The sequence below is a fragment of the uncultured Maribacter sp. genome (assembly GCF_963975365.1).
Classification (GTDB): Bacteria; Bacteroidota; Bacteroidia; order Flavobacteriales; family Flavobacteriaceae; genus Maribacter.
This window is the reverse complement of sequence record NZ_CAXBGF010000004.1, coordinates 187273-203304: the sequence shown is the minus strand read 5'-3', so window position 1 is coordinate 203304 and position 16032 is coordinate 187273. Positions and strand designations below refer to the sequence as shown.

Annotated in this window: 19 protein-coding genes; 13 read left to right on the top strand and 6 right to left on the bottom strand. The window is 34.7% G+C overall.

Annotated elements, in window-relative coordinates:
• Positions 1-3: 3 nt before the first annotated feature.
• Positions 4-894, bottom strand: a complete 891-nt coding sequence (locus tag AACZ49_RS07100) for an AraC family transcriptional regulator (protein WP_339652962.1) — start codon at positions 892-894, stop codon at positions 4-6.
• A gap of 191 nt (positions 895-1085) precedes the next feature.
• On the opposite strand from AACZ49_RS07100, the gene hemA reads away from it, so the two are divergent.
• The 8 genes from hemA to AACZ49_RS07060 all read left to right on the top strand — a co-directional run bounded on the left by hemA (position 1086) and on the right by AACZ49_RS07060 (position 8619).
• Complete coding sequence (gene hemA, locus AACZ49_RS07095; protein ID WP_339652960.1) at positions 1086-2342, top strand: glutamyl-tRNA reductase; 1257 nt, start codon at positions 1086-1088, stop codon at positions 2340-2342.
• A complete protein-coding gene (gene hemC, locus AACZ49_RS07090; protein ID WP_339652958.1) occupies positions 2339-3919 on the top strand; it encodes a hydroxymethylbilane synthase in 1581 nt (526 codons plus the stop codon). Before hemA ends, hemC begins: the two co-directional genes overlap by 4 nt.
• Before the next feature lie 49 nt (positions 3920-3968).
• Positions 3969-4223, top strand: a complete 255-nt coding sequence (locus AACZ49_RS07085) for a four helix bundle protein (protein ID WP_339652957.1) — start codon at positions 3969-3971, stop codon at positions 4221-4223.
• A 138-nt stretch (positions 4224-4361) separates the two neighbouring features.
• Positions 4362-5393, top strand: coding sequence for a uroporphyrinogen decarboxylase (gene hemE, locus AACZ49_RS07080; protein WP_339652956.1), 1032 nt, complete (start codon positions 4362-4364; stop codon positions 5391-5393).
• Between the two features lie 55 nt (positions 5394-5448).
• Positions 5449-5991 carry a GNAT family protein gene (locus AACZ49_RS07075; RefSeq protein WP_339652955.1) on the top strand — a complete coding sequence of 181 codons (543 nt, stop codon included), beginning with the start codon at positions 5449-5451 and terminating at the stop codon, positions 5989-5991.
• Complete coding sequence (gene hemF, locus AACZ49_RS07070; RefSeq protein WP_339652953.1) at positions 5981-6883, top strand: oxygen-dependent coproporphyrinogen oxidase; 903 nt, start codon at positions 5981-5983, stop codon at positions 6881-6883. The genes AACZ49_RS07075 and hemF overlap by 11 nt, the downstream gene beginning before the upstream one ends.
• 20 nt (positions 6884-6903) lie before the next feature.
• A complete protein-coding gene (locus tag AACZ49_RS07065; RefSeq protein ID WP_339652952.1) occupies positions 6904-7818 on the top strand; it encodes a DUF4421 family protein in 915 nt (304 codons plus the stop codon).
• Positions 7819-7830: 12 nt separating this feature from the next.
• Positions 7831-8619 (top strand): PhzF family phenazine biosynthesis protein, encoded by a 789-nt coding sequence (locus AACZ49_RS07060; protein ID WP_339652951.1) that lies wholly within the window; start codon positions 7831-7833, stop codon positions 8617-8619.
• A gap of 76 nt (positions 8620-8695) precedes the next feature.
• Here AACZ49_RS07060 and AACZ49_RS07055 read toward each other — a convergent pair whose 3' ends face one another.
• The 4 genes from AACZ49_RS07055 to AACZ49_RS07040 form a co-directional block, all read right to left on the bottom strand.
• Positions 8696-8863: a hypothetical protein gene (locus AACZ49_RS07055; protein ID WP_339652949.1), complete on the bottom strand. Its 168-nt coding sequence runs from the start codon at positions 8861-8863 to the stop codon at positions 8696-8698.
• Between the two features lie 86 nt (positions 8864-8949).
• Positions 8950-9258, bottom strand: a complete 309-nt coding sequence (locus AACZ49_RS07050) for a hypothetical protein (RefSeq protein ID WP_339652948.1) — start codon at positions 9256-9258, stop codon at positions 8950-8952.
• Positions 9259-9291: 33 nt separating this feature from the next.
• Positions 9292-9738 carry a hypothetical protein gene (locus AACZ49_RS07045; protein ID WP_339652947.1) on the bottom strand — a complete coding sequence of 149 codons (447 nt, stop codon included), beginning with the start codon at positions 9736-9738 and terminating at the stop codon, positions 9292-9294.
• 48 nt (positions 9739-9786) lie between these two features.
• Positions 9787-10230 (bottom strand): DEAD/DEAH box helicase family protein, encoded by a 444-nt coding sequence (locus tag AACZ49_RS07040; RefSeq protein ID WP_339652945.1) that lies wholly within the window; start codon positions 10228-10230, stop codon positions 9787-9789.
• Positions 10231-10387: 157 nt separating this feature from the next.
• Between AACZ49_RS07040 and AACZ49_RS07035 the strand changes: the two genes are divergently transcribed.
• Genes AACZ49_RS07035 through AACZ49_RS07015 form a run of 5 tightly spaced genes read left to right on the top strand, consistent with a single transcriptional unit; the run spans position 10388 to position 14566 of the window.
• The gene (locus tag AACZ49_RS07035; RefSeq protein WP_339652944.1) at positions 10388-10540 is read left to right on the top strand and encodes a hypothetical protein; all 153 of its coding nucleotides are present in this window, start codon (positions 10388-10390) and stop codon (positions 10538-10540) included.
• Positions 10541-10560: 20 nt separating this feature from the next.
• Positions 10561-11550, top strand: a complete 990-nt coding sequence (gene hemB / locus AACZ49_RS07030; RefSeq protein WP_339652943.1) for a porphobilinogen synthase — start codon at positions 10561-10563, stop codon at positions 11548-11550.
• A gap of 15 nt (positions 11551-11565) precedes the next feature.
• Complete coding sequence (locus AACZ49_RS07025; RefSeq protein WP_339652942.1) at positions 11566-12909, top strand: serine hydrolase; 1344 nt, start codon at positions 11566-11568, stop codon at positions 12907-12909.
• A gap of 37 nt (positions 12910-12946) precedes the next feature.
• Positions 12947-14074, top strand: coding sequence for a hemolysin family protein (locus tag AACZ49_RS07020; RefSeq protein WP_339652941.1), 1128 nt, complete (start codon positions 12947-12949; stop codon positions 14072-14074).
• Between the two features lie 15 nt (positions 14075-14089).
• Positions 14090-14566: a methylated-DNA--[protein]-cysteine S-methyltransferase gene (locus AACZ49_RS07015; protein ID WP_339652939.1), complete on the top strand. Its 477-nt coding sequence runs from the start codon at positions 14090-14092 to the stop codon at positions 14564-14566.
• A gap of 176 nt (positions 14567-14742) precedes the next feature.
• Here the strand turns inward: AACZ49_RS07015 and AACZ49_RS07010 are convergent, their stop codons facing one another.
• Positions 14743-15873, bottom strand: a complete 1131-nt coding sequence (locus AACZ49_RS07010) for a hypothetical protein (RefSeq protein ID WP_339652938.1) — start codon at positions 15871-15873, stop codon at positions 14743-14745.
• Positions 15874-16032 lie beyond the last annotated feature (159 nt).

Here is a 16032-nt window from a genome sequence, read left to right as displayed (position 1 = left end):
CATTTAATTTCCTGTTAATGCCATTAAATATTTCTTTGGAGTGGTATTGTATTTTTTCTTGAACGCTGCTATAAAATGACTAGCAGTACTATAACCAACTTTTAACCCAATTTCATTAACATTATACTGTCCTGTTTCTAATAAGCGTTTAGCATAATCCATTTTGTGGTCGAATAAAAAACTGTAAACAGAATCTCCATAAATTTGCTTAAAACCTTCTTTTAAGCGCTTAAGACTTAGTCCAATTTCACTTGCCAATTCTGTCAATGTAGGCGGTTCGGCCATATTTGCAAGAATAATGTCTTTGGCCTTTTTTATCTTTTGTACATTTTCTTCATCTGCCAAGTAAGGGCATTGCTCTATATCTGCATTCGGACTTTTATTAAAATACAAGGCTATTAATTCATAAATCTTCCCTTTTACATATAAAGCCTTTATGGAAGGATGCAAATTATAGTTAATAATTTGACTCAAAATAACCGCAATAGAAGGTGAAAATGGTTCTTGAGCATAATACTTTTTCTCTTTATTATCTGTACTTAGAAAAGGAATATAATCAGCTTCTGCAGTAAATAGTGAATGAAATTTTCGTAAGGTCATTACTACTGAAACTATAGAAGATTTTGGCTCTAATTTTAAATCCAGCGGTAAGTCTAATTGGGTATTATATAACAGTAATGAGTTTTCTTCAGTAACATTTAAACTATAACTACCTTGATTAAACGAAAATATACCCTTACCCTTCAAACAAAAATGAAATTGGATAAATTTCTTATTAATCTCACGAGAATAATTAACATTGGATTCTTCCTCATTCTGAAATTTTAGGACGTAAAAACCGTCTTCAATTAGCACCTCATCATACGACCTTTGAGCGTTATTTTTAACTTCCATATTCGTAAAATAATTTTTAACTTATTTAGAAAGCATCTAAATAAATAGTTTGCATTTGTCTGATAACCCAATAAAATTATGCTATTAAACTGATAAATATCATTTTTCATCCAAAAATTCTGCAGACGACATTAATTGTACCGCAAGCGTTATTTTTATTTGATTGACGGCCATACTTTTGTATCCGCTTTATGAAGGACTATCATATTTCTAAACACAACTCTTTTTACACAATTGGCCTTAACTATAAAAAGGCTGATGCCGTGGTACGTGGTAAATTTAGTTTAGATGAAGTTGCAGTCAACAAACTTTTAATAGAAGCGAAAAATCAAGGTATTGATGGTCTACTAGCGACATCTACTTGTAACCGTACAGAACTGCATGGATTTGCCCAACATCCTTTTCAGCTTATAAAACTATTGTGCGACCATTCTAACGGAACCGTTGAAGCGTTTCAAGAAGTTGCCTATGTATATAAAAACAAAGAAGCAATCAATCACCTATTTCGTGTAGGTACCGGATTGGATAGTCAAATTCTTGGGGACTTTGAAATTATTAGTCAATTAAAGCAAAGTTTTAAACGATCAAAAGAATTGGGTATTGCCAATCCTTTTATAGAACGTCTATGTAACAGCATTATACAGGCAAGCAAACGTATTAAAAATGAAACGGAAATTTCTTCAGGTGCAACTTCTGTAGCTTTTGCTTCTGTTCAATATATTTTACGAAATGTATCGAACGTTTCAGAAAAGAACATTCTTCTTTTTGGAACCGGTAAAATAGGCCGTAACACTTGTGAGAACCTTATAAAACACACCAAGAATCCGCACATCACGTTAATTAATAGAACGAAAGGCAAGGCTGAACAAATTGCCGGGAAGTTTAACCTTATGGTGAAAGATTACGGTGACTTACAATCAGAAATTAGAAAATCTGATATATTGGTTGTAGCGACAGGCGCACAGAAACCAACAATTACCAAAGAGTTAATTTATACAAAGAAACCATTACTGATATTAGACTTATCCGTTCCTAAAAATGTGGATGACTCCATTTCAGAAATGGATAACGTAACGGTAATTCATTTGGATCATTTATCACAAATGACCGATGAAACTTTAGAACGAAGAAAACTATTCATACCTGAAGCTGAAGCTATTAATGACGAGGTAATGCATGATTTCAACCAATGGTTAGAAACCAGAAAGTTTGCCCCTGTCATTAAAGCATTGAAGAAAAAGCTGAAGACCATGAAAGACGAAGAGCTTGATTATCAATCTAAGAAATCAATTAATTTCAACGCAGATCAAGCAGATGTGATTACCAATCGCATCATTCAAAAAATAACTACACAATTTGCAAATCATCTTAAAGATGACACGGTAGATTCCAATTCAAGTTTAGAATTTATCCAAAAAGTATTTCAATTAGAATTGGACCAAAAATGAGTAAAGTAATACGATTAGGCACGCGTGATAGCGAATTAGCGCTATGGCAGGCGAATACCGTTAAAAGTCAACTTCAAGCATTAGGACATAAAGTAAAATTAGTACCGGTAAAATCTACCGGAGACTTAATTTTAGATAAACCTTTATATGAATTAGGAATTACGGGAGTGTTTACCAAAACACTAGATGTTGCCATGATCAATGGTGATATTGATATTGCGGTACATTCTATGAAAGATGTACCTACAGCCTTACCACAAGGCATTGTAAAAGCCGCTGTTTTAAAACGGGGTAATTACATGGATATCATGGCATTTAAGGACAATGAAGAATTTTTAGGTTCACGCGACGGAGTAATCGCTACTGGTAGTTTGCGTCGACAAGCACAATGGCTAAATAGATACCCAACGCATACGGTTGTCGATTTAAGGGGTAACGTAAATAGACGATTAGAAAAACTCTACGAGAATGATTGGAACGGTGCCATTTTCGCCGCTGCCGGTTTGGAACGTATTGGTTTAGAACCAGAAAACACTATCGGACTAACTTGGATGCTACCTGCACCTGCACAAGGTGCCATTATGATCGTTGCCATGCAGGACGATGAAGAAATTCTTGAAGCCTGTGCACAATTAAACCATGAAGAAACCGATACTTGTGTAAGTCTTGAAAGAGAATTTCTTAGAGAATTAGAAGGTGGTTGTAGCGCTCCGATTGGAGCATTGGCATATGTCAACAAAGAAAACATTGTCACTTTAAAAGGTGTTTTATTAAATGTCGATGGAAGCAAAAAGCTAGAGGCAGAATTAACTGCGCCGTTAGGAAAACACAAAAATTTAGGTATAGACTGTGCTAAAAGCATTCTAGCCAGAGGCGGTAAAAGGTTAATGTCTGAATTAGCTAATTCCGGTTTAGAAATAAATATTTTTTCTACCAAGAAATTGACTCCGCCACAGCAACTTCTACTTAACATTTCGGTTAATGCCGATTCAGACGATTTTATAAAGATTAGTCCGAATAGAATTTCACCGATTGTTTTAAAGAAGAAACATAAAAACGTAGTATTTACAAGTAAAAATGCAGTAGAGGCTGTTTTAACAAATAGCAGCGCTGTGGAGCTTGATTTCGAAAACATCTATTGTGTTGGTAGAAAAACACGTCGATTCATCAAAAACAAGTTTGGTAAAGTAACGCATTATGAAAACAACGCTAAAGATCTAGCTAAACATTTGGTAGAATTTATTGAAGGCACCGAAGTCACCTATTTTCATGGTAATCTAAGCTTAGAAGAGTTACCAAATATTTTAGAGGAAAACAATATTACCGTAAATGCTATTGAGGCATACAGAACAAAACTTTCGGGAAAATCTATACCAGATAGCACTAAAGGCATTTTGTTTTTCAGTCCGTCTAACGTAGAGAGCTACTTAAAAGAAAATTCAACTGACCGTGTTGCGTACTGTATTGGAGAAACTACAGCAAAAGCGGCTAGAGAACATTTCAAAGAAGTAAAGGTTGCCAAAATACCTACGGTAGAAAGTGTTATTGAGTTGGTAAACAGCGATTATCAAGATTAATAAATCGCCTTTAGTTTTTGGCCGCTAGCCTTTAGTTTTTTAATAAATTATGAGAGATTTTAAAAAGCTTGAAATATGGAAAAATGGAATCACCATAGTTAAGCTTGTTTATAGTTTAGTTCAAAAATTGCCGAACGAAGAAAAATTCGGACTTAAAAGTCAAATATCAAGAGCTGCAGTCTCTGATCCTTCTAATATTGCAGAAGGATGCAGCCGAAATAGTGAAGTTGAATTTAAACGATTTTTAGAGATTGCCTTAGGTTCTCTTTTTGAAGTTGAAACTCAATTAATAATATCAAAATAATTGAAATTTTTAGATAGCAAAGACTTGAAGTCAATTTTTGAATTGATTCAAAAAGAATCTAAAATGATCAATAGTCTAATTAGTAAAATAAAGAATAGCTAAAAGCCAATGGCCAGCAGCTAAAAGCTATTAATGAATATGAGCTTAAAAAACGACTTATTTCTAAAAGCCTTAAAAGGTGAAACCGTAGAGAGACCGCCAGTATGGATGATGCGCCAAGCTGGTAGATATTTACCAGAATTTATGGCGATTAAGGAAAAGTATGACTTCTTTACTCGTTGTCAGACTCCTGAATTGGCATCCGAAATTACGGTTCAACCTATCCGCAGATATGGTATGGATGCCGCTATTTTATTTAGTGATATTTTGGTGATTCCACAAGCAATGAACATTCATGTGGAAATGAAACCGAATTTTGGTCCGTATTTGCCGAATCCAATTCGCACTCAAAAAGATTTAGATAGCGTTATCGTACCAGATGTTCATGAAACATTGGGCTATGTAATGGAAGCCATAAAAGCGACGAAGGAAAAATTGAATGATGAAATTCCTTTAATAGGTTTTGCCGGTTCACCATGGACTATTCTATGCTACTGTGTACAAGGTCAAGGAAGTAAAACCTTTGACAAAGCCAAAGAATTATGTTTTACTCAACCTTTGGTTGCCCATGAGCTTTTACAAAAAATTACAGATACTACAATAGCCTATTTAAAAGCGAAGGTTGCCGCAGGTGTTGATGCAGTGCAAGTATTCGATTCTTGGGGCGGCATGTTGTCCCCAACAGATTACCAAGAATTCTCTTGGCAATACATTCAACAAATAATCGATGCTTTAAAAGACGAAACTCCAGTAATCGTTTTCGGTAAAGGATGTTGGTTCGCCTTAGGTGATATGTCAAAATCAGGCGCATCTGCATTAGGTGTCGATTGGACTTGCTCCGCTAGAAACGCACGTTATTTAAGTGGTGGAAAAATTACGTTACAAGGTAATTTTGACCCTGCCCGTTTGCTTTCGCCACCAGCAGAGATCAAGAAAATGGTTCATCAAATGATTAATGAATTCGGCAAAGATAGCTACGTAGTAAACTTAGGTCACGGTATTTTACCAAATGTGCCCGTTGAAAATGCAAAAGCGTTTATTGATGCGGTGAAAGAATACAAGCCGGCTTAAATTCTACTGATTATTTCAGTTCTCTATGTAGAATTTCCGAAATTACAGTAGCACTATGAATTCCATTCAACTACCAGATTTCGAAATAAATCCGATTTCAGAACGAGATGGGTGGAGGTTATGCGACTTTATTTCCGCCAATGAAGAACATCTTAAGCGATTTTTTCCAGTCACCCTGGCTTCAAACCTAACCCCAACGTTATCCGAGTTATTTGTTGCACAAAAGGTTTTGGAGTTCGCTTCTGGCAAGGAGTTTCTTTTTACCCTAAAAGAACCTGAATATAGAAAGATTATAGGTCTAATCTATGTAAAAGAGATTGATAAGGTTAAAAATGAGGCAGAACTCGCTTATTGTATCGGCTACGCGCATAAGAACAAAGGATACACATCCCTAGCGGTTAAAACTATTTCTGAGTGGGCATTTACCCAACTTAAGCTCGAACAATTAAGAATAATAGTTCACAAATCTAACATTGGTAGTCTTAAAGTAGCACAAAATTGTGGCTATCTTTGGAATAGAACTTTAATTAAAGCATATACACCACCTAACGAAGACCCGTTAGATATGGAACTTTACGTCTTAGAAAATGAAAGATAAATTTTACGCTTACATACAACAACTTCAAGATGCGATTACTTCTAAATTGGAAGAGGTAGACGGCAAAGCTACATTCCAAGAAGATATTTGGAAACGCCCAGAAGGTGGAGGCGGTAGAACCCGAGTTATTGAAAACGGAGCTGTTTTTGAAAAAGGTGGCGTGAATATATCAGGGGTACGCGGGGAACTGCCCGATAGTATGAAAACCTATTTCAATGTAAAGGAAGGAAATTTTTTTGCATGTGGACTCAGCTTGGTCTTACATCCAAAAAACCCAATGGTGCCCACGGTTCATGCCAATTGGCGTTATTTCGAATTGTATGGAAATGATGGTGAGATTGTAGACCAATGGTTTGGTGGTGGTCAAGATTTAACCCCTTACTATCTTTTTGATGAAGATGCTATTCATTTTCATAACGTATGCAAAACAGCCTGCGACAAACACAACGCTACTTTTTACAATACTTATAAAAAACGTTGCGACGAATATTTCTGGAACACCCATCGTAATGAAGCGCGTGGTATTGGCGGATTATTTTTTGATTACTGCAAAGGATCACCAGAAATGAATATGCAAGCTTGGTATAACTTCGTTACCGAAATTGGAAATAGCTTTATAAATTCCTATGTCCCAATTGTTATAAAAAGAAAAGAACTTAACTATTCTGCTGAACAAAGAGATTGGCAAGAAATTAGACGAGGTAGATACGTAGAATTCAATTTGGTACACGACAAGGGAACCCTTTTCGGCTTAAAGACCAACGGGAGAATTGAAAGTATACTAATGAGCCTTCCACCACATGTACAATGGCGTTATGATCATCAACCTGAAAAAGGCAGTGAAGAAGAACGATTATTGAATGTATTAATGAAACCTAAAGAGTGGGTTTAAGAACAATTCTATTTTGTTGCATGTTATGTATAGCCCAATATACCATTGCGCAAGATTCAAGGTATAAAGAAGCATTTCCTGATAAAATTACCTTTAGGATGGCCTTACAGACCACATCCAATAATTTTACGCTTAGAGACAAGATAACACGAAATAAAACAGAGTTTATCCCTAATGACAAAAGCTATTTGGGCCTATCGGTTCTATTCCGTTTTTTAGAGGTTGATTTTGGTTACGCGCCCAATTTTTTGTCTGAGAATAAAGATAACGGAGATTCGAAATTGATCACGTTTAATATTCGCACATTTTTTGGTCAATTTATGCAGACCGTTGATATTTATAAACAAAAGGGGTTCTTCATTCGTACACAAGATTTAACCTTACCGATTGATGAATTAAAAACATTTAAAATTGGTGGTACTTCTAGTTATATTTTTAATCAAGATTTTTCATTTCGAGCCATTGGGTTTCAAAATGAATGGCAGAAAAAAAGTGTAGGCAGTTTTATACCTGGTATTTCTTATTACTATACAAAGTTTAAACTTGAAGACCCTAATATAGAAACCCAAATTGAACATTCTTTTAAATTAGCGGTTGGACCAGGATATTATTACAATTGGGTATTCGATGAGAATTATATTCTTTCAGCAGGTGCAACGGGAGGTTTAGGCTTTAACATATCCAAATCACAAGGTGAAACTTTACTGACAGGACTTGCCCAAATGGTATTTAGAGTAACCGGAGGTTATAATTCAGAAAAATTCTTCAGCGGTATAAATATCAACACACAAATTCTGACCAACAACTCTTCAGAAAATTTTGTGTTAGACGACTCTATTAGCTTTCTTGAATTTTATGTGGGATATAGGTTTGACGCACCTAAAAAGTGGATTGCCAAAGCAGATGAGATAAGTCGTAAATTTGGGATAGATTGATAAGATTATCCCATGACACAAAAAATATATCAGATTGACGCCTTTACCACAAAGTTATTCGGTGGTAACCCAGCAGCCGTTTGTATTCTTGATACATGGTTAGGTTCTGAATTGATGCAAAACATAGCGGCTGAAAACAACTTAGCTGAAACTGCCTTTGCGGTGCCTAAAGATGACCATTACGAGCTTCGTTGGTTTACACCAGAAATAGAAGTGGATCTATGTGGTCATGCCACTTTAGCGACTGCTTTTGTACTATACAATTACTACGATTACAATGGACATACACTTCGGTTTATTTCACCAAGAAGTGGTGAGTTATTGGTTGAGAGAGATGAAACCGGACTCCTAACTATGGATTTTCCTACCGATGATTTAATCGCTGTTTCAGAGGAAATCGATATATCAAAAGCTATAGGAAAACAACCGCTAGAAACGTATAAAGGAAAAACCGACTATTTATTAATCTATAACTCTCAAGAAGAAATTGAGGCTATGCAACCCAATTTACATTTATTAAATGAATTGGATTGTAGAGGTGTAATTGTTTCAGCTAAAGGAAATGATGTTGATATTGTATCTCGCTTTTTCGCGCCTCAATGCGGTATTCCTGAAGATCCTGTAACAGGTTCTGCACATACCACTTTAACCCCTTATTGGTCTAAAGTCTTTAATAAAACAAAGTTAACTGCCAAACAACTATCGCAACGAGGCGGAAATATACATTGTGAGTATTTGGGTGATCGTGTAAAAATATCTGGAAATGCGATTTGTTATTTAATTGGTGAGATTGTAATTTAAGTTACTTACAAGTAATTGCTTTTTTAGCAACTTCCTCAAATTGATATTTAAGATGTGAGAATCTGGCTTTTAAAAGTTATTTTCTTTCTTTAAGGGTTCTGGTAAATATAATTTTTGAACCATCAACATGTTGGTTCCAATATTTTTGAAACTGCAATGCCTCTTTTTTTATTCTTCCAATGGCCTTTGGAACTACGTAGTAATTACGTATTCCCAACTTCCCTTTTAACCAATTACCATTCATTAATAGCTATTTAGGATTATCTATTGGAGCCATAATTTCTTCCAATAAAGAAATAAACAAATTACTATCTTGCTGACTTGCATCCTTTAAGTAAATAGCAACAAGTATTTGAAAATAGGAATAACACCCAACTTATTCAGGGTTTTTGAATCGCTAACCTCAATATTTAAAAATTCTTTACGGATAAAATCTGTCAAGATTACCGTTCTTGCTGGATCGTCAAAGCAATTCTTTGTATTATTAACAATTTGGAATATACTTTCTAGCTTACTGGGACTATTTGATAAGTTTCGGTACAATACATCATCACCTTCAAAATTTACACACCTATTCTCTAATATACCTATTCGCTTCAATTCCTTTTCTAATGGCATCAAAATATCCTCAAATGCCATAAAAGTTTCGCATTGATCCACCAACAAATTTTGCTACAATGCTTCATACCATTCATACGTGAAAATAGGGAAGGTAACTTCGTTAGTAGCAAAGCCAAGTATTTTAAGGTACTGTTCATTTACAGCATACCCAAAAGAATTCAGGTAAATAATAATCGAAGAGAAAAAGGTTGGATATTGATAAATATAATCCAACGATTCTTTAGGGTTCACGTAGAAATATTGCGTAATCAATTTTTCCTGCAACCCCTTATTTGCAATAAGATTTTTGGTGAAATTTAATACCTGCTCCCTGTAGTTAACGATATACTTTATTTGGGCTTCTTCTGGTTTAGAGAAGTAGATAAAATCTTGATGCGGACAAAGATCTCCATTCTTTATAAGATCCGGTACTGCAATTTCGTCGTCAATAGGTCCGCATAAACTAAAATAACGGTTGATTTCAGTGGTAGAACTGTCGTATGGTGGTGTAGCGGTCAAGGAAACAACTGTTAACCCTTCAATTTTTTTAAGATGATATTGGCAATGTCACCATTCATTTTTACGGTGATGCGCCTCATCTAAAACTAAAGTCTGTATACCATGCGATTTTATAAATTCCACCAAAATTTCTTTCCCATTATCATCGAAAGATTTCGTTAGCGCATAAAGCGACTGATAGGTTGAAAAGGTAATGAAATCGGGTTTTTTGATATCAAGGGAAAACAACTTAAAGTCCTGCGTAGTAGTAAAAAATTCCAGCAACCTAGATCGCCATTGATTTCTTATAGTCAATGTTGGAGCCAATACCAAAGTAGGCTTATCTATTCGGGTCAAAATTTCTAAACCGAGTATCGTTTTACCAGAACCAGGCGGTGCAAATACGTGTAAGTGCTCATCTTTAATATGCTCTTGAAAACCATCTAAAAATTGCTGTTGATAGGTTCTCCAGGTATATTTGAACTTTAAGACTTCACGTATTTTTTGGATCAAGAATCATTTAGCGGCTAAGCCCATAAAAATAAGTAATAACCGCTGTAGCTATTCTTCAAATTCCCCTATTTTTGTAAAACTTCATGATACATACGTTTTGATTACTTAAAAACTAGAAGATCAAAGCGATAAAGCGTTTGAAAATAAATATTCAGGTATGGCAAAAAAGGGCAAGACTAAAAATACATTGAACAAAGCAAAGCATGCCAAGCTAATGAATAGGAAAAAGAACAAATTGAAAAAAGAAGCCGAGCTAAGAAAAGAACGGCTAAAGAATATCATTAGAAAAAGTCAGGAATCTAAGAACTAAAGGAAATAAATAATAGAATTATGTATCCACTTATAAGAAATAGAAGATTAAGAAGTTCAGAAGCCATTCGAAATATGGTCCGTGAAACAATAATTAGCCCAAGTGATTTTTTGGTCCCTCTATTTGTGGTAGAAGGCAAAGGTATTAAAGAGGAAATTTCTTCTATGCCGAACTATTACCGTCTCAGTCTTGACAATTTAACCAAAGAAGTAAAAGAACTATGGAAAATGGGTTTGCACTCCGTCTTATTATTTGTAAAAGTTCCTGATAATTTAAAGGACAATAGTGGTTCAGAAGCATTGAATGAGAATGGCTTAATGCAATTGGCTATTAAAACGGTGAAAAATGCTTGTCCAGATATGTTAGTGATGACCGATGTTGCCCTTGACCCTTACTCATCATATGGTCATGATGGCATTGTGGCTAACGGTCAAATTCTAAATGACGAAAGTGTAGAAGTGCTAGCAGAAATGAGCATATCACATGCTAAAGCAGGAGCTGATTTTGTAGCACCAAGCGATATGATGGATGGCCGTATTTTAAGTATTCGTGAGGCATTAGAAGATGAAGGATATCTCAATACCGGGATTATGGCGTATAGCGCGAAATATGCTAGTGCCTTTTATGGACCATTTAGAGATGCTTTAGACTCAGCACCTGTAGCTATTAAAAACGTACCTAAAGATAAAAATACCTACCAAATGGATTTTGCAAATCGTTTTGAAGCCATTAGAGAAACTCAAATGGATATTGAAGAAGGAGCTGACATTGTTATGGTTAAACCAGGTTTGTGTTATTTAGATATTGTACGCGAAATAAAAAATGAAGTAGATGTGCCTGTTGCCGTATATCAAGTTTCAGGTGAATATGCCATGGTTAAAGCTGCTGCAGAAAAGGGCTGGTTAAATCACGATGCCGTTGTAATGGAACAATTAACTGCGATAAAAAGAGCGGGCGCCAATATCATCGCAAGTTACTTTGCAAAAGATGTAATACGGATTATGGGCTAATTATTTGACCTTTTCATGAAAAAAATTCATATAATACTATTTGGTTTATTATTTATTGGACTTAGTGCGCAAGAAAATGAATCGAATTTTTTATTGTTGCCAGAAGGGTCAAGTTTACAAAAATCTTCTTTAGCTCATTTTGGATTAGACTCATTACACATTTACCAAAAGGTAGATAGTATAATAACGAATGGTATAAAAAATGAATCGTTTCCGGGTGCACAAATTTTAATAGCCAAGGCAGGAAATATAATTTTTCATAAAGCGTATGGTTACCATACTTATGATAGCATTCAACCTGCTGCACTAAATGACATTTATGATTTGGCCTCGGTTACCAAAATCTTAGGGCCATTACCTGCAATCATGAAATTAATTGATGAGAGGAAACTAGACTTAGACAGCCCCTTTAGCAATTATTGGAAGTCCTGGAAATACAGGAAAGACAAAAGAAACATTACGCTTAGAGAGATTCTAGCCCATCAATCCGGTTTACAGCCTTACATTGTTTTTCTTAATGAAACTATAAAATATAACGGTAGGTTTAAAAAAAGGTTTTTACGTGATAAAGCAAACAAAAGATTTCAGAATAAAGCCTATGAAAATATCTATGTAAAAAATAGATTCAATAGGAAAATGTACAGAATGATAAATCGTTCTGAAGTTTCAACTGATAAAAAGTATACCTACTCAGGATTAACTTTTCTAATCTTTCCAGAGTTAATTTCGCAAATTACAGGAATGCCTTATGAGGAATATATGGCCAAGGAATTTTACAAACCACTTGGTATGAAAACTTTTGGGTTTCTACCTAGCACTAAAAATTTTACAAACAAAATTGTCCCAACCGAGGTAGATACTATGTATAGACATACGTTAACCCAAGGTTGGGTACATGATGAAAATGCTTCGTTATTAGGCGGCATTTCAGGCAATGCTGGACTCTTTGGAACTGCAGACGATTTAGCTATAATTATGCAACTGTTTCTTCAAAAAGGAATTTATTCAGGTAAACGCTATATCTCCGAAAAAACAATGGAAGAATTTACCAGAACTCAATTTTCAGAAAACGACAATAGAAGAGGTTTAGGTTTTGATAAACCCTACTTGAATAATTATAAATTTTCTTTGCCCGATGCATACCCAGCACCAGAAGTTGGTCAAGATAGTTTTGGTCATAGTGGTTTTACAGGTACCTTTGTCTGGGCAGATCCAGAGCATAAATTAGTATATATATTCCTATCAAATAGGGTATATCCAACTAGAGAAAATCGAAATATTTATGACCTCAACATCAGACCAGCTATTCAACAAGTATTTTATCAGGAGTTCGAGAACGCAAAACAGCGCAAACCTTAGTAATTTTATTAATATCTTCAATTTTTAAAACCATGCTATGGGACTATTAATATTTTACGCATTCATTTCTATCTTCTTTTCATTCTTATGTTCCATATTAGAAGCAGTATTATTAAGCATTACACCAACTTTTATAAATGTAAAATTGAAAGAGGGGAAATCTTTTGCCAAAACATTAGAAGTTCTTAAAAAAGATGTAGATCAACCTTTGATAGCCATACTTACCATTAACACAATCGCCCACACAGTTGGTGCAATTTTAGTAGGTGTACAGGCAAAGGCGGCCTATGCCGAATTATATGGTAATGAAAGTCGTTCGGTTTTTGGTATAGAATTTACTGAAGACCTTATGGTAGGTGTAGTATCCACATTAATGACCATTCTTATATTAGTTGCATCAGAAATCATTCCTAAAACTATTGGTGCTACCTACTGGAAACAACTCGCTAATTTTTCGGCAAAAACCTTGAATATTATGGTAATAGGCTTAAAATACACGGGGTTACTCTGGGTATTACGCTTATTTACGAAAATGGTCGGTGGCGGTAAACATCATGGTAGTGTTCTAAGTCGTGAAGATTTTCATGCCATGACCGATATGGCCCATGAAGAAGGGGTATTTGAAAAATCTGAATCAACTATCATAAAAAATTTACTGCGATTTGATGATATTCTTGTAAAGGATATTATGACTCCAAGGGCCGTAATGAAAATAGCTTCTGAAGAGAAATCAATAGCAGATTTCTTCAAGGATAATCAAAAATTACGTTTTTCTAGAATTCCTGTGTATACAGAAAAGATGGATAATATTACCGGATTTGTTTTGAAGGACAACGTTCTCGAAGAAATGATCAATCAAAATGGAGAAATTCCATTAAAAGAGATTAAACGCGAAATACTTGTCACTAGAAGAAGCACTCCTATTCCAACATTATTTGAAACCCTAATTGAAAAACGTGAAGCTATTGCACTTGTAATAGATGAATATGGTTCTGTAAGTGGTTTAGTTACTATGGAAGATGTTATAGAAACCTTATTAGGACTAGAGATAATGGATGAGAGCGATAATATCGCAGATTTACAGGTATTAGCTCGAAAAAATTGGGGAATACGCGCAAAAGCTTCCGGAGTTATTGAAAAACCTAGTGTTTCACCTGACGAATAAAATTAAATTGTTACTATGGAGGATGTGGCTTTTATGAATACACCGTTAGGGGTTGCCAAAATAACTGGCGGCTCTGAAGGCCTTTCCTCTATCATTGTCCTAGATTTTGAAGAGCCACTTACCGATGTTATACCAGAATCATTGGAAGATACCGTTTATCAACTGAATGAATATTTTGAAGGCATTAGAACAAAATTTCAATTAGACTTAAATCCTGAGGGTACGGAATTTCAAAAAAAGGTTTGGTTAGAACTTCAAAACATACCTTATGGAAGAACTACTTCTTATATGGAGCTTTCCAAATTGATTGGCGACCCCAAAGCCATTAGAGCGGTAGGATCTGCAAATGGTAGAAACCCACTATGGATCGTAGTTCCTTGCCATAGAGTTATTGGTAGTGACGGTTCTCTTACCGGTTATGCCGGTGGTCTACATCGAAAAAAGTGGTTATTGGAACATGAAAGTCCGCACAAACAGCAGCGTTTATTCTAACACGACCATTTTTTAGGTATTACATAACAGACTATTTAGTTTGTTTTGTCAATGAAAAACTTAGTTTTCTACAGATAAATGTATTTTAGTCGATAAAATTGAGTTTCCCATCTTCACTTTTTTATATACTTCTCTTCATTTACGGTTAAAAAACTGACTAGGTAGTCGGCAAACCCTTATTCAACAAAATGGGTCGGCAAGAATTTTAAATTTCTTTTTACGACCAAATTACCATCTAAAGAAACCAATAAAAAACCTCCTATTTCTTCTCCTACCGCATTTTGAAGAGCATATGAAATTGCAAAGAGATTAATATCAGAAAGATACTGACCAAATAATGGTCGAATTAGTATTCCTTCATCATTGTTTACTTTATTGATTAGTCCTACAATATCTAAAATCGTATTATCCCCAGAATTTAAGTCCAAAAATGCAGGTCCGTTTTCAATTTCAAAAGGCTGTGTATTGACATATTGATAATATAATTTTTCTTTCACTATTGATCCATTTATAGGACCTGCTGGAAAAGAAAGAGGAATTGGCAACATCGAGTTCGAAATACTAAGAAAACTAAAAGGATCAAACAATTCAAATTTGGTATTATTACTAACATCTTGAGTGAAAACTGCCAAATCACCCAAGTCTGTTATTAGAAAACTTGGTTTTTCCTTACCAAACTCAAAGGTCTTCACAATAGCCTTAGCATTCACATTATACACGAGTAATTTATAATTTTCACTACCAGTTAGATATGTGATAAATAAATTTCCATTATCATACAAAGGTTCGAACAAACTTGATATTCCAAACTCTAACGATATATCAAAACCCTGCATGTCGGTAAATGAAACAACTCGTAATGTCAAATTAGTAGAACCAAGAGGCTTATACAGTCCAAAATAAACTGAATTTTCATCATTAATTCCCCAAACCAAAGACCTTTCGGCGCTAATAGTGTAAAAATCAGGAAAAGAAGTTATTCTACCTGTGGCTAAATTCTTTTGAGTAAGAGAAATTGCGCCATTTGAAAAAGAATAAAAAGACAACGAACCCTCAAATTCGCGCAGGGTTAAGTAATTGTTCTGTATACCTAATTCGCTAGAAAGATTGATCTGGGTTTCTATATTATTTAAACTTTCAAAGTTGTACTGGTAAACATCTTGCAAGTCTTCACCAATAATAGTAAGATTTAAATCTTGAATATTCTCAGTCTCTTGAACATCATCATTACTGCACGAAAACAAAAGTGTCGTGATAAAAAAAATAAAAACGATTAGGCGCTTAGTACCAAAATTTATAAATATCATTTGTGTTATTAAAAACAGTTCAGTAGAATATTTAGCAAAAATCAACTTATACGATTTTAAAGCAATTGATATCCAGTTTTAAAGATACCCTTTTTTTGAAACGAAATAAATTAGCTTTATAATCAAATAAATTATCTTAAATTCCTATTTCATAGCAAT